Annotated in this window: 20 protein-coding genes; 8 read left to right on the forward strand and 12 right to left on the reverse strand. The window is 36.9% G+C overall.

The window, feature by feature from the left end:
• Positions 1 to 885: a mechanosensitive ion channel family protein gene (locus ACIQLB_RS14045; RefSeq protein WP_400726664.1), complete on the reverse strand. Its 885-nt coding sequence runs from the start codon at positions 883 to 885 to the stop codon at positions 1 to 3.
• Between the two features lie 93 nt (positions 886 to 978).
• Here ACIQLB_RS14045 and yyaC point away from each other — a divergent pair, with 93 nt between their 5' ends.
• Positions 979 to 1,611: a spore protease YyaC gene (gene yyaC / locus ACIQLB_RS14050; protein WP_400726666.1), complete on the forward strand. Its 633-nt coding sequence runs from the start codon at positions 979 to 981 to the stop codon at positions 1,609 to 1,611.
• Here yyaC and ACIQLB_RS14055 read toward each other — a convergent pair.
• The 11 genes from ACIQLB_RS14055 to rpmH all read right to left on the reverse strand — a co-directional run bounded on the left by ACIQLB_RS14055 (position 1,528) and on the right by rpmH (position 13,252).
• Positions 1,528 to 2,244: a DUF554 domain-containing protein gene (locus ACIQLB_RS14055; protein ID WP_400726669.1), complete on the reverse strand. Its 717-nt coding sequence runs from the start codon at positions 2,242 to 2,244 to the stop codon at positions 1,528 to 1,530. The genes yyaC and ACIQLB_RS14055 overlap by 84 nt on opposite strands.
• Positions 2,245 to 2,323: 79 nt before the next feature.
• Positions 2,324 to 3,172, reverse strand: a complete 849-nt coding sequence (locus tag ACIQLB_RS14060) for a ParB/RepB/Spo0J family partition protein (protein ID WP_400726671.1) — start codon at positions 3,170 to 3,172, stop codon at positions 2,324 to 2,326.
• Positions 3,165 to 3,926, reverse strand: a complete 762-nt coding sequence (locus ACIQLB_RS14065; RefSeq protein WP_053595902.1) for a ParA family protein — start codon at positions 3,924 to 3,926, stop codon at positions 3,165 to 3,167. Before ACIQLB_RS14065 ends, ACIQLB_RS14060 begins: the two co-directional genes overlap by 8 nt.
• A gap of 642 nt (positions 3,927 to 4,568) precedes the next feature.
• Positions 4,569 to 5,468 carry a nucleoid occlusion protein gene (noc, locus tag ACIQLB_RS14070; protein ID WP_400726674.1) on the reverse strand — a complete coding sequence of 300 codons (900 nt, stop codon included), beginning with the start codon at positions 5,466 to 5,468 and terminating at the stop codon, positions 4,569 to 4,571.
• Positions 5,469 to 5,647: 179 nt separating this feature from the next.
• A complete protein-coding gene (gene rsmG / locus ACIQLB_RS14075) occupies positions 5,648 to 6,364 on the reverse strand; it encodes a 16S rRNA (guanine(527)-N(7))-methyltransferase RsmG (protein ID WP_400726677.1) in 717 nt (238 codons plus the stop codon).
• Between the two features lie 145 nt (positions 6,365 to 6,509).
• The gene (gene mnmG, locus ACIQLB_RS14080) at positions 6,510 to 8,405 is read right to left on the reverse strand and encodes a tRNA uridine-5-carboxymethylaminomethyl(34) synthesis enzyme MnmG (protein ID WP_400726680.1); all 1,896 of its coding nucleotides are present in this window, start codon (positions 8,403 to 8,405) and stop codon (positions 6,510 to 6,512) included.
• A 28-nt stretch (positions 8,406 to 8,433) separates the two neighbouring features.
• Positions 8,434 to 9,819 carry a tRNA uridine-5-carboxymethylaminomethyl(34) synthesis GTPase MnmE gene (gene mnmE, locus ACIQLB_RS14085; RefSeq protein WP_400726682.1) on the reverse strand — a complete coding sequence of 462 codons (1,386 nt, stop codon included), beginning with the start codon at positions 9,817 to 9,819 and terminating at the stop codon, positions 8,434 to 8,436.
• 987 nt (positions 9,820 to 10,806) lie between these two features.
• The gene (jag, locus tag ACIQLB_RS14090; RefSeq protein ID WP_400726685.1) at positions 10,807 to 11,616 is read right to left on the reverse strand and encodes an RNA-binding cell elongation regulator Jag/EloR; all 810 of its coding nucleotides are present in this window, start codon (positions 11,614 to 11,616) and stop codon (positions 10,807 to 10,809) included.
• Entirely contained in the window at positions 11,613 to 12,383 is a 771-nt protein-coding gene (gene yidC, locus ACIQLB_RS14095) for a membrane protein insertase YidC (RefSeq protein WP_400726690.1), read from the reverse strand. The genes jag and yidC overlap by 4 nt, the downstream gene beginning before the upstream one ends.
• 289 nt (positions 12,384 to 12,672) lie before the next feature.
• Positions 12,673 to 13,017 carry a ribonuclease P protein component gene (gene rnpA, locus ACIQLB_RS14100; protein WP_400726693.1) on the reverse strand — a complete coding sequence of 115 codons (345 nt, stop codon included), beginning with the start codon at positions 13,015 to 13,017 and terminating at the stop codon, positions 12,673 to 12,675.
• Between the two features lie 100 nt (positions 13,018 to 13,117).
• On the reverse strand, positions 13,118 to 13,252 hold the full coding sequence (rpmH, locus tag ACIQLB_RS14105; protein ID WP_004233310.1) for a 50S ribosomal protein L34: 135 nt from the start codon (positions 13,250 to 13,252) through the stop codon (positions 13,118 to 13,120).
• A 564-nt stretch (positions 13,253 to 13,816) separates the two neighbouring features.
• Between rpmH and dnaA the strand changes: the two genes are divergently transcribed.
• The 7 genes from dnaA to ACIQLB_RS14140 all read left to right on the forward strand — a co-directional run bounded on the left by dnaA (position 13,817) and on the right by ACIQLB_RS14140 (position 23,791).
• Positions 13,817 to 15,166: a chromosomal replication initiator protein DnaA gene (dnaA, locus tag ACIQLB_RS14110; protein WP_400726698.1), complete on the forward strand. Its 1,350-nt coding sequence runs from the start codon at positions 13,817 to 13,819 to the stop codon at positions 15,164 to 15,166.
• A gap of 169 nt (positions 15,167 to 15,335) precedes the next feature.
• Entirely contained in the window at positions 15,336 to 16,472 is a 1,137-nt protein-coding gene (gene dnaN, locus ACIQLB_RS14115) for a DNA polymerase III subunit beta (RefSeq protein WP_400726701.1), read from the forward strand.
• Positions 16,473 to 16,684: 212 nt separating this feature from the next.
• Positions 16,685 to 16,909, forward strand: a complete 225-nt coding sequence (gene yaaA / locus ACIQLB_RS14120; RefSeq protein WP_400726704.1) for a S4 domain-containing protein YaaA — start codon at positions 16,685 to 16,687, stop codon at positions 16,907 to 16,909.
• A gap of 3 nt (positions 16,910 to 16,912) precedes the next feature.
• Positions 16,913 to 18,028, forward strand: a complete 1,116-nt coding sequence (gene recF, locus ACIQLB_RS14125; protein WP_400726707.1) for a DNA replication/repair protein RecF — start codon at positions 16,913 to 16,915, stop codon at positions 18,026 to 18,028.
• A 92-nt stretch (positions 18,029 to 18,120) separates the two neighbouring features.
• A complete protein-coding gene (gyrB, locus tag ACIQLB_RS14130) occupies positions 18,121 to 20,055 on the forward strand; it encodes a DNA topoisomerase (ATP-hydrolyzing) subunit B (protein WP_400726710.1) in 1,935 nt (644 codons plus the stop codon).
• A 25-nt stretch (positions 20,056 to 20,080) separates the two neighbouring features.
• On the forward strand, positions 20,081 to 22,558 hold the full coding sequence (gene gyrA / locus ACIQLB_RS14135) for a DNA gyrase subunit A (RefSeq protein WP_400726713.1): 2,478 nt from the start codon (positions 20,081 to 20,083) through the stop codon (positions 22,556 to 22,558).
• A 150-nt stretch (positions 22,559 to 22,708) separates the two neighbouring features.
• Positions 22,709 to 23,791, forward strand: a complete 1,083-nt coding sequence (locus ACIQLB_RS14140; protein WP_400726716.1) for an HD-GYP domain-containing protein — start codon at positions 22,709 to 22,711, stop codon at positions 23,789 to 23,791.
• The last annotated feature ends 632 nt before the right edge of the window (positions 23,792 to 24,423 follow it).

Genomic DNA, 24,423 nt, shown 5'->3' on the forward strand with positions numbered 1-24,423 from the left:
TTACCCATTTCTCCCCTCTTCATTTCCATTAACACCATAGAACATCATTTTCGGATGAGCCATTGGTATATTATTTTCTTCAAAGAGTTTTGTAACATCACGACGAATAGTACGAGCCACCCCGTATTGTTGTTGTGGTAATGTCTCTGCAGCTATACGAATCGTTACCTCTGTACCCTTAACATTTTGTACACCTAAAAAGACAGGTACCGCTACAAGTTCCTTATGAATTTCAGGTAAAGTATTTAAATACTTTTTAATAATAGATTCAGCTCTTTCAAAATCAGCATCGGTCGTCATTTGTAAATCTATATAAATTTTAGAGTTGTTGACAGAGTAATTGACAACATCACCAATTGAACCATTCGGAATAATAAACTGCTCTCCTGTAGAACCATTAATCTTTGTTGTACGTAAGCCGATTTCTATAACAGTTCCTTCAGCTGCATTTATTTTTATATAATCACCAACACCAAATTGATCTTCAAAAATAATAAAGAATCCAGTAATGACATCCTTCACTAAGCTCTGCGCACCGAAACCAATGGCTAAACCGAGAATCCCCGCTCCCGCCAATAAACCTGCTATCTGAATGTGTACGATAGGAAGAATAGCAATGATTGCTGAAAAATAAACGACATAGGAGATGACACTTTGTAATAATCTTGAAATTGTTTTTTGTCGGCGTTCTGAGTGGTTTAAAGGTGAACTCATTCGCATTAAAAACACTTTCTTAATAAACTTTTTACCTAATCGTACAGCTAGCCAAGATGCAATCAAAATAACAGTAATCTTAATTGAAGCTTTTGTTATATTTATCCAAAGATCCTCTGATATCAACTTGTCCCAAATGTTCCTTATTACATTTTCGTTAAACCAATCCATTATTACCACCTCTTGAATAACTTGCTAAAAATTTGCGTATACTGCATAAAAATCGAGCACTTCTTACAAATAAAAAGGAAAGTGAGTTTTTTTATGAATACTATACCAAAATTGTTACTCCCTTATTCTCTTCATCATGAAAGTAAAAATATCGTTTGGCAGTTAAGTACATTATTTTTAGAACACCTACCCTTTCATCATGAACGCCTTATTTTCTGTTGTATTGGAAGTGACCGTTGTACGGGTGATACACTTGGGCCATTAACAGGTAGCTTCCTCAAAAAGTCTGTTAGTTTTCCATATGAAATTGTAGGCTCTTTAGACAATCCTTTGCATGCTCTTAATTTAGACACTACTATGCAACAGCTACACAATCATACTATAAAACCTTTCATTATTGCGATTGATGCATGTCTTGGAAGTGAACAAAGCGTTGGGCATATTTCTGTACAGAATGGACCTATTTTTCCAGGAAAAGCTGTAAAAAAAGAATTACCTCCCATCGGCGATATTTCCATTAAAGGAATAGTCAATGTTGGAGGCTTTATGGAAATGCTTGTTTTACAAAATACAAGACTTCATATTTCCTATGCAATGGCTGAAAAGCTTTCAAGAGCTCTATTGCTCGCTGCACACCGTTTTTCACTGAAAAATATAGAAGATAGCAACCACAATACCGACAACGATGAGACTTGGCAACAAGTTGGCAGCCTTGATTTTAGTTAAACCTGCTATATTTAAACCAATGGCAAAAATCATAACACCGCCTACAGCAGTCATTTCATGAATAAACATTTGTAGTGCAGCATCTGGTATAAAAGAGCTGATAACACCTGCAAAAAGTGCAATTATTCCTTGATAGACGAATACAGGGAATGCAGATAATAGCACTCCAATACCTAATGTAGATGCTAATATTATCGATATAAATCCATCGATTAATCCTTTCGTAATAAGTATATTATGATCATTACGCAGACCACTATCGAGTGCACCAATGACGCCCATAGAGCCAACTACAAATATTAAAGAGGCCGTTACAAAACCTTCTGCTATGCCAATTTGATTATTATCAGTACGATTTTTACTGAATAAAGATTCTACCCATTGTCCAAGTCTATTCATTTGCTTATCTAAATCTAGCCATTCACCAATTACTGTACCTACTACTAAACTTATCATTAAAATAATAAAATTATCACTTTCAAATCCCATTTTAATCCCTAAAAGCGCAACTGCTAAACCGATAATAGATAATACAGTGGACTTCATCGATTCAGGTATATTTTTAAAAATGCGTCCTACCAATGCACCTGCCATAATAAGCAGAGCGTTAATTAATGCCCCTAGTAATACCACATCCCAACCCTTCCTTCTCTCTAGAAAAATAGAGAGCGCCTTGTAGTTCGGCGCTCTGATTACGTTATCGATATTTATCTTACTCTTCCTGCAAATTTAATATTTCTAAAATGCGTTCTAAATCATCTTCAGAGTAAAATTCAATTTCAATTTTACCCTTATTATTCGCTTTCCTAATTTGTACATTCGTTCCAAAATAATCACGTAACTGTGATTCCTTAGCTGCAACGAATATATCCTTTTTCTTTGGTTGAGTTGTTTCACGTGAAACTTCTTCATTTAAATTGTGTACTAACATTTCAACTTGCCGTACATTTAACCCTTGTTTAATGACCTTATTTGCCACTTCTGATATTCTTTTTTTATTTTTTAATCCTAATAATGCTCGTCCTTGTCCCATCGATAGTGTTCCATCATTCATAAACTCACGAACATCCTCTGGTAATGCAAGTAAACGAACATGATTAGCAATATGCGGTCTACTCTTCCCTAATCTTTTGGATAACTCTTCCTGTGTTAAATGTAAGTTTTCCATTAAGCTTTGATATGCCTCAGCCTCTTCAATAACTGTCAAATCTTCACGCTGCAGATTTTCTAAAATAGCTAGTTCCATCATTTGCGCATCTGATAGCTCTTTTATAATAGCCGGAATAACCTCTAAGCCTGCTAATTGGGTCGCTCTATAGCGGCGTTCTCCAGCAACGATTTCATATTTACGGCCTTTTTTACGGACAGCAATTGGCTGTAAAATACCATGTTCTTGTATAGAGTCAGCTAATTCTTGTAAAGCTTCTTCATCGAAAATTTTACGAGGCTGAAATGGGTTTGCGACGATAAGCTCTAATTGTATTTCTTCCACTTGCCCACTTTGTTCTAAAGACTCTCCAGGAAATAACGCACCTATGCCTCTTCCTAAACCTTTAGCCATTTTTAATCACTTCCCTCGCCATCTCTAAATACACTTCTGCACCTCTTGATTTTGCGTCATAAATGATAATAGGCTGCCCATGACTTGGAGCCTCACTTAATCGCACATTACGAGGAATAATTGTTTTGTATACTTTATCTTGGAAATATTTTTTTACTTCATCAATAACTTGTAAGCCTAGGTTTGTTCTTGCATCAAGCATCGTCAATAATACACCGTCAATGTATAATTGCTGATTTAAATGTTTTTGTACTAAACGGACAGTTGATAACAATTGACTTAACCCCTCTAATGCGTAATATTCGCACTGTACAGGAATAATAAGCGCATCCGAAGCAGTTAAAGCATTAATTGTTAGTAGCCCTAACGAAGGCGGGCAATCAATAATAATATAATCATAGTCTTCTTTTACATCTTGAAGTGCATGCTTTAAACGTACTTCTCTGGAAATTGTCGAAACTAACTCAATTTCTGCTCCTGCTAGTGAAATGGTTGCTGGAACGATTGCTAAGTTTTCGACATTTGTTTGTTGAATGACATTTTCAACGTTTTCATCATCAATCAATACATCATAAATACAGCCTTGAAGATCTCCTTTATTAACACCAAGTCCACTTGTTGTATTTCCTTGTGGATCAGTATCGATTAAGAGCACTTTTTTCCCTAAATATGCTAGACAAGCGCTCAAATTGACCGACGTCGTTGTTTTTCCTACGCCACCCTTTTGATTGGCGATTGCTATAATTCTACCCATTTAAAAGCACCTGCTTTCATCTATCAAAGTTCACTTTGACAAATCATTTGTAAAATCACTGATCAATTATGCCTCGGCATAATTGTGTCCGGATTCGGCTTTGTGCTTAGGCCTGCGTGAGGGCCGACACGATGTCGGTCATTTCGGTAATGCCACAAGACGTGGCGTTTTTACCGATGCAGGTCAGTTAGCCGTTATCGCATGGATGCGATGATTTTAGGCTAACGTCCTCTAAGCACTCCTTTCCGAATCCGTGACGTCCGCCGGAGGCTTTAGGCCAACACGAAGTTGGTCACTCAGTCATTGCCACAGGACGTGGCGTTCTTAGACTGAGTTCCTCTATTTCAGCGGATGGTTGGACACCCGCTGAAAAGTAACTTAAACCCGCATTCATCTTACCACTTATAGAGGCGAGAGACTTCTGTACCTGTCGCTACGCTTTCGGTACAAAAAACAATTGCAGAAAGAAGTTAAATACCTCTATCTTACTTTCATTCTATCAAAAAAACAGAAAATAGTTGTATAAAATATTAAGAATATATGAAAAAAAGGAGACATCTCAGAAATATTACTGAAATGCCTCCTTTGTACAGAGATATAAAAGTCATTTTTTTGTTTTTCTAATATAACTTCAATCACGACTTAAGACTTTTTCTTTTTAGGTATTTTCACTGTAATTTGATAATATTCCTCTGTATCTTCTTCTTCAGTCTTAACTGTTATACCGCTCTTTGTTACCATAGATAACGATTGTTTAATCGTATTTAAAGCAATGCGTACGTCTTTACTAATGGCCTTACGTTTCGGCTTTACTTTCTTCGGTTCCGCTTCTTCTTGAACTTCTGCCTCTGGATGTAATAAAGAATAAATCTGCTCTTCTAACTGACGAACGTTCCAATCATTTTCAATCGCTTGTTGTAAAACTTCTAGCTGTAATGGCTGATCTTTAATTGCAATTAATGCTCGTGCATGTCGTTCAGAGATTTCACGCTTCAAAATAGCTTGCTGCACTTCTTCAGGCAGCTTTAATAAACGTAATTTATTGGCTACCGTGGATTGTCCTTTTCCAAGTCGTTGGGCTAAAGCTTCTTGTGTCAGCTCATGAAGCTCTAATAATTTTTGATAGGCAACAGCTTCTTCAATTGCTGTTAATTCCTCACGCTGTAGGTTCTCAATTAACGCGATAGAGGCTGTTTCCTTATCAGTTAAATTTCTTATAATTGCCGGAACTTCTGTCCATTGTAGCTTTTTCATTGCTCGATAACGACGTTCACCAGCAATGATTTCATATTGATTTTCTGCTGTTTTACGTACAACGATTGGCTGAATCACACCATGCGTATGAATGGTTCTTGATAATTCTTCAATTTTTTCATCATCAAAAATAGTACGTGGCTGAAAACGGTTAGGCACAATTTGATCAATAGGCAACTTTATAACCTCTTCTGTTGCATGAACCGTCTCTGCTTGTTCTACTTCATTTTTCACAATAGGCTCAGTTTTATTCCCGCCTCCAAAAAAACGTGAAAAAGGACTTTTCATCCAAGTGGCACCACCTTTAAGTAACTATCTTGCTCTGTTTTATTCTATTATTATTTATTATATTTCTTAAAATGTATATAGTTCATAGATGTCATTTGCGTGAACCATCCATAACTAGTATGTATGCTCAAAATAGAAAAAATATTTTCTACTTTGAGAAGTTTCACATGAAACACTAATTATTGAATCGGTGTTTTATTTGGTACACCTGGTTTACGCGGATATTTTTTGGGTGTTCCTTTTATTTTATCAAAGATATATAAAATACGGTCACTTTCTTCAACAGGTAGCTGGAAAGAAAATTCTTCGTTTAGTGCAACCCCTAATGTAGCCAATGCTTTTTTTGCATCTTTTAACTCTTCCGCACCAGCTGCTGCTTTTAAAGCAACAAAATAGCCACCTTGCTTTGCTAGTGGTACACATAACTCCGATAAGACCGATAATCGGGCTACCGCACGAGCTGTTACAACATCAAACTGTTCACGATATTTCGCATTTTGAGCAAATTCCTCTGCACGTGCATGTACAAAATGCATATTCTCTAATTGTAACTCATCACTTAAATGATTTAAAAATGTAATTCTTTTATTTAAAGAATCGACAATTGTTACATGTAAATGTGGGAAGCAGATTTTAATTGGAATACTCGGGAATCCAGCACCTGCTCCAACATCACAAACTGTCGTCACTTTTGTAAAATCAAAATAGAAAGAGGCACTAATCGAATCATAAAAGTGCTTTAAATAAACACCTTCTAAATCAGTAATAGCAGTTAAGTTCATCTTTTCATTCCACTCAACAAGTAGCTCAAAATATTTTTTGAATTGAGCCATCTGCTTTTCAGAAAGTTCAATGCCCTTCTCTTTCAGAGCCTCGATAAATTGTTGTTCGTTCATGTAAAGTCTCCTTTTTCTAACTGGCTTGACTATCCCTATTATTGATTTGTAAGCATGTACTCATCAACTATGTAAAAATAGTATAGCCTTAAAAATAGGAAGCGGGCACAAAGGTATGCCCGCCTCTTATTCACTTTACTGTTAATTATTCACCGCTGACGCGTGCAATTTTACCTTGCTCAATATAAACAAGTAATATCGAAATATCTGCTGGGTTTACACCAGAGATTCGCGATGCTTGAGCAATGGAAAGTGGTGTAACTTGTTTTAATTTTTGTCGAGCTTCTGTGGCTAGACCTGAAATAGCGTCATAATCAATATTTTCAGGGATTTTTTTATTTTCCATTTTATGAAGCTTTTCAACTTGTTGCAATGCTTTTTCAATATAACCTTCATACTTAAGCTGAATTTCAATTTGTTCCTTCACTTCATCCGAAAGCTCTATGTCTGCTGGAATTAACGAAGAAATTAAATCATAATGCATTTCTGTACGTTTTAATAAATCCGCTCCACGAATACCATCTTTTAACTCACTGCCGCCTACAGAGCGAATAGCAGCTTGTGTTGCTTCATTTGGTTTAATAATTACTTCACGAAGACGTGCAATTTCGTTATCAATCAGCTCTTTTTTCTCATTGAATTTTGCATATCTTTCCGCAGTAAGCATTCCCATATTATAACCTAGCTCTACTAAACGTAAATCAGCGTTATCATGACGAAGTAGTAAACGATATTCTGCACGAGATGTTAGTAAGCGATACGGTTCATTTGTTCCTTTTGTTACTAGATCATCAATTAATACGCCAATATAAGCATCTGAACGATTTAAGATTAATTCTTCTTTACCCAGCACGTTAGCAGCAGCGTTCATCCCAGCCATAAAGCCTTGAGCAGCCGCTTCCTCGTAACCTGATGTTCCGTTGATTTGACCAGCAGTATACAAACCTTTAATACGCTTTGTTTCTAAAGTTGGCCACAATTGTGTTGGCACGATTGCATCGTACTCAATAGCATAGCCAGCACGCATCATTTCTGCTTTTTCTAAGCCAGGAATTGATTTTAATAAACGTGTTTGTACATGCTCTGGTAAGCTAGTTGATAAACCTTGTACATATACTTCACGTGTATTGCGACCTTCTGGCTCTAAGAAAATTTGGTGGCGCGGTTTATCGTTAAATCGCACAACCTTGTCTTCAATAGAAGGGCAATAACGTGGTCCCGTACCTTTAATCATCCCTGAGTACATCGGTGAAAGATGTAGGTTTGCCTCGATAATTTCATGTGTTTCTAGGCTTGTATAAGTTAACCAGCAAGGTAGCTGATCCATGATGAATTCAGTCGTTTCAAAGCTGAATGCACGTGGAACATCATCTCCTGGTTGAATCTCTGTTTTATCATAATCAATTGTACGGTTATTCACTCGTGGTGGAGTACCTGTTTTAAAACGCACAAGGTCAAAACCAAGCTCTTTTAAGTTATCAGCTAAACGAATGGACGGTTGTTGGTTATTAGGACCACTTGAATATTTTACGTCACCAATAATGATTTCACCGCGAAGGAAGGTACCTGTTGTGATAACAACTGTTTTAGCGCGATAAATAGCACCAATTTGTGTAATAACACCTTTTACTTCCCCGTCTTCAATTATTAGCTCTTCCACCATTCCTTGGTGCATTGTTAAGTTTTCAGTTTCCTCCAACATGCGTTTCACTTCTTGTTGGTATAAAACTTTGTCCGCTTGCGCACGTAATGCACGCACAGCAGGACCTTTCCCTGTATTTAACATCCGCATTTGAATATGCGTTTTATCAATAACTTTCCCCATGACGCCACCTAATGCGTCAATTTCTCGTACTACGATTCCTTTGGCAGGACCACCAATGGAAGGATTGCATGGCATAAATGCAATCATATCTAAATTGATTGTTAACATCAGTGTGTTAGCACCCATTTTGGCAGCAGCGTGTGCAGCTTCAGATCCTGCGTGACCTGCGCCAATTACGATAACATCAAACGTGCCTGCCTCATAATTTGTTGGCATAGCTCGTATCTTCCTTTCTTTAGTAAAATTATTTTCCTAAGCAGAACTGTGAAAATAACTGATTGATTAGGCTTTCTTGTACTGTGTCGCCAATAATTTCACCAAGTATTTCCCAAGTTCTAGTGACATCTATTTGCACCATATCAACAGGTACACCAGCTTGTGCTCCAGCTAATGCATCCTCGACCGTTGCTTGTGCTTGATGAAGTAATGCAATATGTCTTGCATTTGAAACATATGTTAAATCGCCCGCTTCAATTTGCCCTTCAAAGAACAACGCGGCAATCGCTTCCTCTAGCTCTGCGATGCCTTCTTCCTGTAAAAGAGAAGTTGTCACAACGCGATGATTGCCTGCTAGCTCTTTGACGCGTGCTACATCAATTTTTTGCGGTAGATCTGTTTTATTGACAATAACGATGTAATCCATCGCTTTAATTGTTTCGAATAGGCGCTCATCCTCGGCAGTCAATTCCTCTGCGTAGTTTAAAACAAATAAAATTAAATCTGCGCCACGCAACGCCTCACGTGAACGTTCAACACCAATTCGTTCAACGATATCCTCTGTCTCTCGAATACCAGCTGTATCGACTAAACGAAGCGGAACACCACGTACATTCACGTACTCTTCTATAATATCACGAGTTGTACCTGCTATATCTGTCACAATAGCCTTATTCTCCTGTACTAAACTATTTAAAAGAGAAGATTTCCCAACGTTTGGGCGGCCTAAAATAACAGTTGATAGACCCTCTCGTAATATTTTCCCCTGAGAAGATGTTTGCAAAAGTTTAATAATTTCATTTCGTACCCATGTACATTTTTCTACTAATACTGGTACCGTCATCTCTTCTACATCATCATACTCCGGATAATCTATATTAACCTCTACTTGCGCTAATGTCTCTAGTAATGCTTGGCGTAAGTCACCAATTAAACGTGATAATTTACCGTCCATTTGTCCCAACGCTACATTCATCGCTCTATCAGTTTTTGCTCTTATTAAATCCATGACTGCTTCAGCCTGTGATAAATCGATACGTCCATTTAAGAATGCGCGTTTTGTAAATTCACCTGGCTCTGCGAGTCTTGCTCCATTTGTTAATGCTAACTTTAATACACGGTTCACCGAAACTAGTCCCCCGTGACAGTTAATTTCTATTACATCCTCACGAGTGAATGTTTTAGGTCCGCACATTAATGACAGCATTACTTCCTCTACAACCTCATTTGTTTTTGGATCGACCAAATGTCCATAATGAATTGTATGTGAAGCCTTCGTTGTTAAACTTTTACCACCAGGCGATCTGAATATTTTATCTGCAATCGCAACTGCTTCGTCCCCACTTAAACGAACAATAGCAATAGCTCCTTCACCCATAGGTGTGGATATCGCAGCAATTGTATCGAACTCCATTTAATGACCTCCTTAACGTTATCCACATGTGGATAAATAAAACCGACCAATACTTACTAACACCTTAGACTAACATATTTTCTGCAAAATCTAAAGTAAGTATCATTTCCAATTGTGGATAATAAGAAAGCTCTACATTATAGCACGTATTTCGACAAGAATTGCGAATGCTAGAACATTAAATCTTTAACCTAAACGAAAACTATACCCTCTGTTGTCCACAATTAAAAATCTTATAATTAGTTGATTTAACAGATAAAAAATCAAAATGGTCGATGGAATCTTTGTAAATGTTGTGGCGCTTTAAATGAGGGTGATTTCCGTTCTAGGCTACTCGCTTTCCTGTGGGCGAGCGGCGAGCCGCTTCCTCCGCTTTCGCTCCGTGCAGGGTCTCGCCTGTCTCGCTTTCCCACGGGAGTCGAGTAGCCTTCCACTCCAATCAACGATAGCATAGAACTTTTATAAATTTTATTCAATTCATGAGTGAACACTATGGCTATTCACCATAATCGAACAAAATAGACTTATTGCAGTGAAGTGATTGTATATCTGTTATTACTGTCGCTTTGCTTTCGCATAGATAAAACATTGCTGAAGTTTCATTTTAATATATTAGTGTCATGCCAGAAGATATATGCAAATGTAAGGTGGTTGATTGGAGTGGAGGCTGGGCGACTCCTTGGGGATTAGCAATAGAGGAACGAAGGCTAAAACCATCACGTCCTGTGATAACGCCTTCGTGACCAACATCATGCTGGCCCGAGACCCTGGAGCGAGCAACGCGAGTGAAGCGGCTCATCGGACGCCCCCAGGAAAGCGCCCAGTCGGAACGGAAATCAACCCCTCGTTTTGCCGAAGAGCCATACTTTCTTTAATAGAACACCTTAATTTCACTGACATAATAGTTTTTCAACAACATAAAAAAGTCATTTTATCATGACGATAAAATGACTTTAGATTTTTTTGTCTGTATGTTTTTTACGAAGTTTAACCGTTCTTTACAGGTTCAATGACTAAATAACGATTAGGCTCCGTTCCTTCTGAATATGTTTCAATATCAAAGCGGTTTGCCAATTGATTATGGATAATTTTTCTTTCGTACGACTGCATTGGCTCGAATGTCACACGCTGATTTAAGCGAAGTGCTTTATCCGCCATACGATCTGCTAGTAACTCCAAAGCTACTTGACGACGTTCACGATAGTTTTCTACGTCTAATTTCACCATTAAGAACTGCTTGGCACTTTTATTTAACACAAGTTGTGTTAATTGCTGCAAGGAATTTAATGTTTGACCACGTTTCCCTATTAGCAGTGCAGCTTTCTCGCTCTTCAATTGAAATAATACATATTTCCCTTCACGTGTCGTTTCAATTTCAAGATCATGAATATCTAATTGTTCAGCAATATTTACTACGTAAGCCTTTGCTTCTTCAATTGGATTTACCGAGGTTTCTTCTTCCTCTTTTTGTTCCTCTACGACTTGTTGAACAGCTTCGATATCACTTGGTTGTTCAGAAACTTGTGAACTTATTGCTTCAACATCATCTATTACTGTTGGTTCGACAAATTGAGTCGTATTTTGCTGTTCAGCTTTTTCTTCTTCAATTGTTGGTCGAACCTGTACTTCCTTTACTGTTACACGAACTTCTGCAGATCGTGCCCCAAAACCTAAAAATCCTTTTTTACCTTCTTGTAAAACTTCAACATCTACTTGTTCACGGGTTTTGCCAAGTTTCTGTAACGCCAATGAGATCGCTTCTTGTGTTGTTGCGCCTATTTGCGTAAGTTGTTTCACTTTTTAGCCCCTCCATTTTGAGCAGGTTGTGTTTTATCTTTTTTCCAAGGTTTATAAATATACAGGTTTTGCATAATCGAAATAATGTTACCGATTACCCAGTATAATGATAGTGCTGCTGGCAATGCCATACCGAAAGAAATAATCATAAACGGCATAATGTACATCATTATTTTCATTTGAGGGTTATCCATCGCTGGGCCCGTACGTAAAACGATAAATTGCATTAAACCAGCCGTAATTGCTAATGCCGGCGCAGGATGTGCTAACGGGAAAATAAAGAAATTCCCTAAATCAAAAGCAGGTGTAGCATTCATACGACTAATCGCATGGTAGAAACCAATCAAAATTGGCATTTGAATGAAGACAGGTAAACATCCAGCAAGTGGATTGACACCAGACTCACCCATAAGCTTCATCATTTCTTGCTGATACTGTTGCTGTGTCTGTGCATCCTTAGAAGCATACTTCTTTTGCAATTCCTTCAATTTCGGCTGAATTTCTTGCATTTTTTTAGAGCTCTTTGTTTGTTTAATCATCAATGGAAGAATGGCTAAACGAATAATAATCGTTACAACAATGATCCCCCATGCATATGAACCAAGCAAATCAGCAAAGTATTTAATCACTGACACTAATGGCCAAACAATGAATTCATTCCAGAAGCCTGTGCTTTCTTTGGAGATTGGTTCTTTGAATTCTGTACAACCAGATAGTAGTAATGCTACAGATGCTAGCGACAGAATTACCCAAAGTTGTTTCTTCAACCTTTTTCCCCCTACAAATACTATTCACTTTTTCTAAAACTATATGCGTTCTCTTCTTTAGACATTTACAGTTTCCTGCTACTGAATAAAGTTATCAGTTATTTTATCATGCATATAACGTTTCACTCTACTAAATATTCTAACAATGTGCACATATTTACTAAGTAATGTTACTAATAATTCATATATTGCAGTGAAAATCCATTTATAAAATACCCCGGTGAGTATTTTCAGCGATTTCACTTTCGCGCAGAAACGCTTCTATTCACCACTTTGGTTGCCATCCATATTACGTCTTCTTTAATACTTTTGCGATTCGTAGTACATGCTGCAAACCCTGTTTTACTTCATGAAAATCCATAGTGGCCGCCGGTTGTCTGGCGATAATAACATAGTCCATATTCGACTTTAACTCATCCTTTAATTCATGAATACTTTGTCGAATATAGCGTTTGATCTGGTTGCGTGTTACTGCATTCCCAAGCTTTTTACTAACCGATAATCCTACACGAAATTCTGTTTGTCCCTCTTTTTCTAAAAGATATACGACAAACTGACGATTAGCGAAAGATTTACCTTTTTTAAACACCTTTTGAAAATCATCGTTTTTTTTCACTCTTTGGCGTTTTTTCATTACTTTCACCTGCTACTCGATAATATCCTTTGATCCTCATTTCTAGGTTTACCAAAAATAAAGAAAAAAAAGACCACTGATGTGTCTCAGTGGACTTATTTTATGCTGATAATACTTTTCTTCCTTTACGACGGCGAGCAGCAAGAACTTTGCGACCGTTTTTCGTGCTCATACGTGCGCGGAAACCGTGAACTTTGCTGTGCTTACGTTTTTTTGGTTGGTAAGTACGTTTCATTTATATAGACACCTCCTGATTGAGTTGAATTTTTCAACATACAGACCTGAATATTATATAAAGTAACTAGTGATTTTGTCAATGAATTTTATAAATTTCTATATTTAAGCGAATCTATGTCTATCTTTTACTACGATCATCTTCTACTGAAACAAATATAAATTATCCACAGAATACTTGTTTTTTTTACACAGAGTTGTGTATAGTATTTTTTGCATATTTTTTTATCCACAACGTTTATCTACACCTTTTTCACATAAGCAGACCTTGTGGACAACTCAGAAGTGCATAAATAAAAGGTATGTGGATAAGTTTCACAAACTATTGAAATAGCTTTGTTTTTCTGATACGATATCTGTGCTTCACTTTGTTGAAAACTGAAATGAACTTTTATTTTATCCACAACTGTTGATATGCTGTGGATAATTTTTATCACAGCCTTTGGTTAACTTTTATCCACAACTTGTGAGTTTGTGGATTAGTTGTAAAATGAACGTATTTACCGTTTCTATAAATGCGCTTTTATTATTGTAATTGTATTGAACTGTAAAGGAGATTAGCAGCTTGGAACATTTAGAAGAACTATGGAATAATGTCCTGGCTCAAGTTGAACAAAAAATTTCTAAACCAAGCTTCGAAACGTGGCTAAAGTCTACTAAACTACTTTCCTACAATGGTAGTGGTTCTACTGTGACAATCGCTGCGCCCAATTCGTTTGCTCGAGACTGGCTTGAAAATCATTATATTCATTTGATTACAGGTATATTAACGGAGCTTACAGGCGAAGACTTGCTTATTAAGTTTGTTGTTCAAAAAAACCAGGATTCGGACGATTTCGATTTACCAGCGCCGATTATCCAAGCAAAAAATAACGATCACCATGATATTTCACCAGGTATGTTAAACCCGAAGTATACTTTTGATACGTTTGTTATTGGCTCTGGTAACCGCTTTGCACATGCTGCCTCTCTAGCTGTCGCAGAAGCGCCTGCGAAGGCTTATAACCCATTTTTTATCTATGGGGGAGTAGGGCTTGGCAAAACACACTTAATGCATGCGATTGGTCATTATGTACTGGAACATAATCCAAATGCAAAGGTGGTATATTTATCATCTGAAAAATTTACAAATGAATTTATTAACTCAATTCGAGATAATAAGGCACTTGATTTTCGCAATAAATATCGCAATGTAGATGTACTGCTAATTGATGATATTCAATTTCTAGCTGGAAAAGAATCAACTCAGGAAGAATTTTTCCACACTTTTAATACATTGCATGAAGAATCGAAACAAATTGTTATTTCCAGTGACCGTCCTCCTAAGGAAATACCGACATTGGAAGATCGTTTACGTTCTCGATTCGAATGGGGACTAATTACCGATATTGCACCTCCTGATTTGGAAACTCGTATCGCCATTCTTCGAAAAAAAGCAAAGGCTGATGGTCTAGAAGTGCCAAATGAAGTCATGCTCTATATTGCGAACCAGATTGACTCCAATATTCGGGAGCTTGAAGGTGCGCTTATTCGCGTCGTAGCCTATTCATCACTTGTTAACAAGGATATTAATGCGACTTTGGCTGCTGAAGCATTAAAGGATATTATTCCTAATTCAAAGCCACGAACTGTCACGATATTAGACATTCAAAATGCAGTAGGAGAGCATTTTAACATTCGTTTAGAGGATTTTTCCGCGAAAAAACGTACAAAGTTAATTGCCTTCCCGCGTCAAGTCGCCATGTTTTTATCTCGCGAATTAACAGATTTTTCGCTGCCGAAAATTGGTGAAGAATTTGGTGGACGTGACCATACTACTGTTATCCATGCTCACGAAAAAATATCTTCTATGTTGAAAAATGACGTTCAGCTCCAGCAAGATATTAAACAAATTCGAAGCATGCTAGGAAAATAATGCTGTGGACAACACCAACGTTTAAACACAAACTTATACACAGTCTATCTACATGTGGATAGACTGATTTTATTCACTTGAAAAGACTTATCCACAAATCCACAGGGCCTATTACTATATCTTTTTTATTTTATATAAATAAATAATATAAATATGTGAGGGAAAACGAATGAAATTTGATATTTTACGTGACCGTTTATTAGAGGGTTTAAATGATGTCATGAAAGCCGTAAGTTCTAAAACTACTATTCCGATTTTAACGGGGATTAAAATTGATGTAACAGATGAGGGTATTCGTTTAACAGGTAGTGACGCTGATATTACGATCCAAACATTTATTCCAGTTGAAGAAGATGGTCAACAAATAATTCATATTACAGAAACAGGATCAATTGTTGTACAAGCTCGTATGTTTAATGAAATTGTACGTAAGTTACCAACAAATGAGGTTGAAATTCAAGTAACAACTGGTTTCCAGACTCATATCCGTTCAGGTAAATCTGAATTCCACTTAATTGGCTCTGATGCTACTGAATATCCTTTATTACCCGAATTAACAGAGGATCAAAAATTTACTATTCCTGCAGATCTATTAAAGTCGATTATCCGTGAAACAGTATTCGCTGTTGCCACTTCAGAAAGTAGACCGGTGTTGACAGGTGTAAACTGGCAGATAAAAAATGAAACATTAATCTGTGTTGCAACAGATAGCCACCGTTTGGCAAGACGTAAAGTTCAACTGGACAATTTACCTGAGGTTGAACATAGCGTTGTAATTCCTGGTAAAAGCTTAAATGAGTTAAATAAAGTTTTAGAGGATTCTACAAATCTTGTGCAAATTGTTATGACAAGCCAGCAAGTGTTATTTAAAACTGGAGAAGTATTATTCTTCTCTCGCTTACTTGAAGGTAACTACCCAGATACATCACGTTTAATTCCAGAAGAGTATCAAACAAATCTAACAATTAACGGTAAATCGTTACTACAAGCGATCGATCGTGCATCTCTTGTTGCTCGTGGCGATCGTAATAATGTTGTACGTTTTGAGATTTTAGATAATCAAGCTGTCGAAGTTTCTTCTAATTCTCCAGAAATCGGTAAGGTTCAAGAGGAAATTCCTGTTGAGTCGTTAGAAGGGGAGAACTTAAAAATTTCTTTCAGTGCGAAATACATGATGGAAGCTTTGAAAGCAATAGATGGTCAAGATGTAGTCATTCAATTTACAGGAGCAATGAGACCGTTTATTTTACGTTCAGTTCATGACGATGCTATTTTACAGTTGATTTTACCTGTACGTACTTATTAAAAAATCAATTAAGCAGAGGCCTTATTGTGTACGGAAGCGGTTGAAAGAAATAAACAATTTTTGTTGGAGATAATAAACTCCATAATTTCAAACTCAAAGGACTTTGAAAAATGTACTGATAGTCGCTAGTTGCGGCTATCTTTTTTTACTTATGGCGAATATTTAGGTATGATAGAGAGATAGACAGTCTGTATTTGGAGGGGAACTCAACTATGAAGGACATTGAAATTGATGTAGAGTTTGTCACATTAGGGCAACTTTTAAAAATGACTGATGCCATTAGCTCTGGTGGCATGGCGAAGTGGTTTTTACACGAAAATGAAGTATATGTAAATGGAGAAGTAGATGATCGCCGCGGTCGTAAATTACGTGACGGTGACATTGTAAATATTCCTGGATGTGGTCGATTTCGTATCATTGGAACCACTGGACAGTAAATTATGCACATAGAGCAGTTAAAACTTACAAATTACCGTAACTATGATGCCTTAGCTTTAAACTTCTCTCCAAAAATTAATGTTTTTATTGGTGAAAATGCTCAAGGAAAAACAAATGTTATGGAATCTATCTACGTATTAGCGATGGCTAAATCCCATCGAACGACGAACGATAAAGAATTAATACGTTGGGATTCAGACTATGGTAAAATAGAAGGGGCCGTTCAAAAACGGCATGGTATTTTACCGATTGAGCTTACGATTACGAAAAAAGGCAAAAAAGGTAAGATAAATCATATAGAACAAAGTCGACTCAGTCATTATATTGGCCAAATGAATGTCGTGATGTTTGCACCCGAAGATTTAAACGTTGTAAAGGGAAGTCCGCAAATACGCCGACGTTTTATTGATATGGAGATTGGGCAAATTTCGCCTGTCTATTTACATGATTTATTAACCTTTCAAAAAATTTTAAAGCAACGTAACCATTTTTTAAAAATGAATCAAGGTAAAAGAATGCCAGATGACGTGATGTACGAAGTTTATAATGAACAATATATTCACGCAGCTACCCAAATTATTCGAAAAAGATTTCAATTTATGGATTTATTGCAGGAGTGGGCAGAGCCAATTCACGCAGGTATTTCACAAGGGAAAGAAACGTTAGTTATTAAATACCGCACAGTAGCTGGTATTGAAAAAGAACTTACTTCTAGTGAAATTGAAGGCTTCTTGCATAAAAAGCTAATAGAAGCTAAGGAGCGTGAATTTGATCGAGGTGTAACACTAGTTGGTCCGCATCGAGACGATTTACAGTTTTTGGTAAATGGCTATGATGTTCAGACATATGGTTCACAAGGCCAGCAACGTACAACCGCTCTTTCATTAAAACTTGCTGAAATCGAGTTAATTAAACAAGAAACAAATGAAACACCCATACTACTTTTAGATGATGTATTGTCGGAACTCGACGATTATCGCCAATCGCATTTATTAAATACCATTCAAGGTGAAGTTCAAACCTTTGTTACGACTACAAGTGTTGATGGAATTCATCATGAAACGATGGAGCATGCACAGCTGTTTCACGTGAAACAAGGAGCGATTGAAGAAAGTTAGCCCGGGGAGTTTTTTAGATTACAAAAGAATGGTAATAGTCAGCTCGGTTGACTGTTCATTCATTTACACACAATGATGTTATGAAGGAGTAGATGAAAGCCGTGGCTATAGAGAACGAAGGTTTACAAAATCAAGCTTATGAAGCCGATCAGATACAGGTATTAGAAGGTTTAGAAGCAGTACGTAAAAGACCAGGGATGTACATCGGTTCAACAAGCTCTAAAGGTCTTCACCATTTAGTATGGGAAATTGTTGATAATAGTATTGATGAAGCACTTGCAGGATTTTGTACAGATATACAAGTAACGATAGAAAAAGACAATTGGATTCGTGTAGAAGACAATGGTCGTGGTATTCCGGTAAGTATACAAGAGAAAATGGGTAAGCCTGCTGTTGAAGTTATTATGACAGTGCTCCATGCTGGCGGTAAGTTTGGCGGTGGAGGATACAAAGTATCTGGTGGTCTTCATGGTGTAGGGGCGTCTGTTGTAAATGCTCTATCAATTGAGACGATTGTTCAAGTTCATCGTGAGGGTCATATTCATGAAATTAAATTTGAACGTGGGAAAACTGTTCAAGAGCTAATGATTATTGGTGATTCAGATCGTAATGGAACAACTACACGTTTTAAAGCAGATCCTGAAATTTTTAAAGAGACTACAGTTTATGAATATGATATTTTAGCACATCGAATTCGTGAATTAGCTTATTTGAATCGTGGTATCAGGATTACAATTGCTGATGAACGCGAAGGTGAGGAACGTTCTACTACGTATCATTATGAAGGTGGTATCCGTTCTTATGTAGAGCATTTGAATCAATCTAAAGAGCCTATCCATGAACCAATTGATGTTCTTGGGGAAAAGGATGGTATTTCAGTTGAAATTGCTATGCAATATAATGCTGGATTCTCTTCTAATATTTTTTCATTTGCTAATAACATTAATACGTATGAAGGCGGTACACATGAGTCTGGTTTTAAAACAGCTCTGACACGTGTTATTAATGATTACGCACGAAAAAACGGACTATTAAAAGAATCAGATGCAAACCTTACTGGTGAGGATGTTCGTGAAGGGTTAACAGCTATTGTTTCCGTTAAGCATCCTGATCCACAATTTGAAGGACAAACAAAAACAAAGCTTGGTAACTCTGAAGTTAGCCAAATTACTAACTCCTTATTCTCAGATGGTTTTGAACGATTTATGTTAGAAAATCCAACTGTCGCTCGTAAAGTTGTAGAAAAAGGTTTAATGGCTGCTCGTGCACGTGTCGCTGCTAAAAAAGCACGTGAATTTACACGTCGCAAAAATGCCCTTGAAGTATCAAGTTTACCAGGTAAATTAGCTGACTGTTCATCAACAAATCCATCTGAATGTGAAATTTATATCGTTGAGGGTGATTCTGCCGGAGGTTCAGCAAAATCTGGACGTGACCGACATTTCCAAGCAATCTTACCGTTACGTGGTAAAATCCTTAACGTTGAAAAAGCACGCTTAGATAAAATTTTATCGAATGCAGAAATCCGTGCAATGATTACAGCATTTGGTACAGGTATTGGTGAAGAGTTTTCTTTAGAAAAGGCTCGTTATCATAAAATCGTTATTATGACAGATGCCGATGTTGATGGTGCCCATATCCGCACATTACTGTTAACATTCTTCTTCCGTTTCCTTCGACCTCTCATAGAGGCAGGTTATATTTATATTGCACAGCCACCTCTTTATCAAGTTAAGCAAGGTAAGCATGTTGAGTATTGCTATGATGACGAAACATTAAAAGAAATTTTAGAACGACTATCAAAAATGCCAAAACCAAATGTACAACGATACAAAGGTCTTGGGGAAATGAATGCAGTGCAGCTTTGGGAAACTACAATGGATCCTGAGCACCGCACATTGTTACAAGTAGAATTAGATGATGCAATTAAAGCAAACCAAGCATTTGAGCGTTTAATGGGCGATGAAGTTGAACCTCGTCGTCAATTTATCGAAGAAAATGCTGTATACGCTAATTTAGATATTTAATCTTTCTTGAGAGGAGGTCTACACTTTGTCAGAACAAGAACGCTCCGGTGTTAAAGGAATTAATATAACAAAAGAAATTGAAACATCCTTCCTCGATTATGCGATGAGTGTAATCGTTTCTCGTGCATTACCAGACGTACGAGACGGATTAAAACCTGTACATCGCCGTATTTTATATGGCATGCAAGAGCTAGGGAATACAGCAGATAAAGCGTACAAAAAATCAGCACGTATTGTTGGGGACGTAATGGGTAAATACCATCCACATGGTGACTCATCCATCTATGATGCAATGGTACGTATGGCGCAAGATTTCAGCTATCGTTACATGTTAGTCGATGGTCATGGTAACTTTGGATCTGTCGATGGTGACGGAGCGGCAGCGATGCGTTATACAGAATCACGTATGTCCCGTATTGCAATGGAAATGCTTCGTGATATCAATAAAGACACAATTGACTATACAGATAACTATGATGGTTCAGAAAAGGAACCTGTTGTCCTTCCAAGTCGCTATCCAAACTTATTAGTAAATGGAGCGGCAGGAATTGCGGTAGGTATGGCGACAAATATTCCTCCACATCAACTTGGTGAAACGATAGATGCAGTGATAGCACTTTCTGAAAATCCTGCTATTACAACAGAAGAATTGATGGATATCATCCCAGGACCTGATTTCCCAACTGGTGGATTAATTTTAGGTCGTAGCGGTATTCGCCGTGCTTACGAAACAGGTCGTGGCTCCATCATTATTCGCGCAAAGGTAGAGATTGAACAAAAACCAAATGGTAAAGAAACAATTCTTGTTCATGAATTACCATACCAAGTAAATAAAGCTAAGCTTATTGAAAAAATAGCAGAGCTTGTACGCGATAAAAAAATTGATGGTATTACAAACCTACGTGATGAATCTGACCGACGTGGTATGCGAGTAGTCATTGAAGTTCGTAAAGATGCAAATGCTAATGTAGTTTTAAATAATTTATATAAACAAACAGCCATGCAGTCGAGCTTCGGTATTAATATGCTGTCATTAGTAAATGGTCAACCTAAAGTAATGGGCTTAAAAGAAATGCTGCATCATTATTTAGAGCATCAAAAGGTTATTATTCGTCGTCGTACGGAATTTGACTTAAGGAAAGCAGAAGATCGTGCACATATTTTAGAGGGCTTACGCATTGCTCTTGATCATATCGACGAAATTATTGCTATTATCCGTGGTTCGCGAAGTGGTGATGAAGCGAAACCGCAATTAATGGAACGATTCAATTTATCTGAACGTCAAGCACAGGCGATTTTAGATATGCGTTTAGTTCGTTTAAGCGGATTAGAGCGTGAAAAAATTGAAGCAGAATATCAAGAGCTTCAAATATTAATTGCTGAATTAAAAGCGATTTTAGCGGATGAGACTAAAATTGTTGATATTATTCGTACTGAAATAGTAGAACTAAAAGAACGCTTTAACGATAAACGACGCACTGAAATTACTTCTGGCGGTTTAGAAATGATTGAGGACGAGGATTTAATCCCAGTCGAAAATTCGGTCGTAACTTTAACGCACAATGGTTATATCAAACGTTTAGCTGCGAATACATATCGCAGTCAAAAACGTGGTGGTCGTGGTGTACAAGGTATGGGCACAAATGAAGATGATTTTGTTGAGCATCTTATGAATACATCTACACACGATACAATTTTATTTTTCACTTCAAAAGGAAAAGTATTTAGAGCAAAAGGTTATGAGATTCCGGAATTCGGTCGTACAGCGAAAGGTTTACCAATTGTTAACTTACTCAATATTGAAAAAGGTGAGAAAGTAACTGCAATGATCCGTGTTGGTTCATTTGATGAAGATGCATACTTTATCTTCACTACTAAGACGGGTATTACAAAGCGTACACCAGTATCTCAATTTGCTAACATCCGTACAAACGGCTTAATAGCTATAAGTTTACGAGAAGATGATGATCTCATTTCTGTTCGTTTAACAGATGGCGATAAACAAGTGATTATCGGTACTCGTGATGGCATGCTTGTACGTTTCCAAGAGGATGATATTCGTTCAATGGGCCGTACTGCAGGTGGTGTACGAGGTATTAAACTACGTGATGGTGACGAAGTAGTTGGTATGGAAATCATTGAACCAGGACAGGAAATTTTAGTTGTTACAGAAAAAGGTTACGGTAAACGTACTTCTGAAGAGGAATATCGTTTACAGAGCCGTGGTGGTGTAGGATTAAAAACAATTCAAATCACTGATAAAAATGGTCCAATGGTAGCTGTAAAAACTGTTGATGGTTCAGAAGATTTAATGCTTATTACAATTAACGGCATGCTAATCCGTATGGATGTAAATGATATCTCATTAATTGGCCGTAGTACACAGGGAGTTCGTTTAATTCGTTTAGGCGATGAAGAGCTTGTTGCAACTGTAGCAAAGGTTGAAAAAGAAGAAGACTCTAACGAAGACTCTAACGAAGAAAATGATCAAGTAGAAGAATAATAAAAAGACCGATGACGACAGCTCATGTTGCCGTTCATCGGTTTTTTTTTAGCATAAATCATGAAAAATAAGTAATTATTTTGAATTCCATGATAAAATGAAGTTAACCTTATGTTTAAGCAAGTGAAATAGTGAAGAGGAGTTAATTGCGTGGAAACTATACATGTCCCAATTTCAGAGTTACGCGTTGGTAAAGTAATTTCAGAAGATATTTTTGCTAATACGCACTACCCAATAATTTTTAAAAACACAATAATTTCCCATGAACATTTACAAGTTTTTTTTGCTTTTAATATTTCAAGAGTCCCTGTTTATAAAGATGGTATAGAGGCTCGAGCGGAGGTAAAAGAAACAGATTTAGTTGTTCCAATAGAATCTGTTCCAACTTTCAAAAAGATTTATGACAATTCTGTTGAACAATTCAAAAAAGAATTTAAAAATTGGGAAGCTGGTGCAAAGGTAGATATTGCGAAAGCACGTAAAATCATTTTGCCATTATTAGAAATGGTTTTAGAAGATCGTACAATCATTTTTGAATTAAATGAGTATTCAAATCCAAAAGACTATTTGTACCATCATAGTGTAGCGACAGCATTGATTTCTTCGGTGATTGCACAAAAATTAGGCTATGACAAGGGAATTACAATTCAAGTTGCAATTGGAGGGTTATTAGCTGATTGTGGAATGGCAAAAATTCATCCACGTATCCGCGATAAAAAAACAACCTTAACAGAGCAGGAGTTTGATGAAATTTATAAACATCCGATTTATAGTTATAATATGGTCAAAGATTTAACAATCTTAAAGGATACGATGAAAGAGGCTATTTTCCAGCACCATGAGCGTTTAAATGGTAGTGGTTATCCGAAAGGGGAAAAAATCGCTAATATTTCTACTTTTGCTCAAATTATCGCGGTTGCAGATGTATTCCATGCAATGACTTGTGAGCGAGTGTATAGAGCTAAGCAATCTTCCTTTAAAGTCATAGAGATGATTAATGAATCTGAATTTGGGAAGTTTGATATTAAAGTAGTTCGTGCACTGATAGATATTGTTGCCGACCTTCCTCTAGGAACAATAGTTGAATTATCTAATCTGGAACAAGGCGAAGTAATGTTTGTAAATAAATTTGCACCAACTCGACCACTTATCAAACTAAGCCATTCAGGGGAGATATTTGATTTAGGTAAAAATCGTAGCTTCTATATTTCACGTATCATAACAAATTTATAATAGTTGAAAAGCACCCATTAACTTCTTTCAGCGGGTGTCCAAACATCCGCTGAAAGAAGTTAATGCCTCCGGCGGATGTCATGGAATCGGTAAGGAGTTCATAACGGCTAACTGACCTGCATCGGTAAAAACGCCACGTCCTGTGGCATTACTGAAATGACCAACATCGTGTCGGCCCTCATGCAGGCCTAAGTACAAAGCCGATTCCGGACGCAATTATGCGAGGCATAAATGATCATTGGCGTTGGCCATTTTTATTTAAGTGTCGAAACCAAAGCATCTTCAAAAATTTCTACGGCTAAATATAACGAGTTAAGTACGAGAATATTGATATTTTAAAAACCAAGTCAATAGAGAAAATTATCTCTTTGAAATTATTAAATTAAGGCTATATAAATCCTCTTAACATAGTGATGAAGAAGGAGAATGATAGATTTGTTTTTAAAAACTATTGATTTTTTTTGAGAAAGTGTTGACATAGTTTTAGATTCTTGATATTATTAGTGAGTCGCCAAGAGGTGACACTTAAAATAAAGTAATGAACCTTGAAAACTGAACAAGCAAAACGTAATCAATAAAGTTTTTAGTAGCTAACCTTGAGTTGGTGAACGAAACAAAATTTTGGACATCAA

Origin of the sequence: Lysinibacillus sp. NPDC092081 (genome assembly GCF_044755845.1) — a bacterium.
Classification (GTDB): Bacteria; Bacillota; Bacilli; order Bacillales_A; family Planococcaceae; genus Lysinibacillus.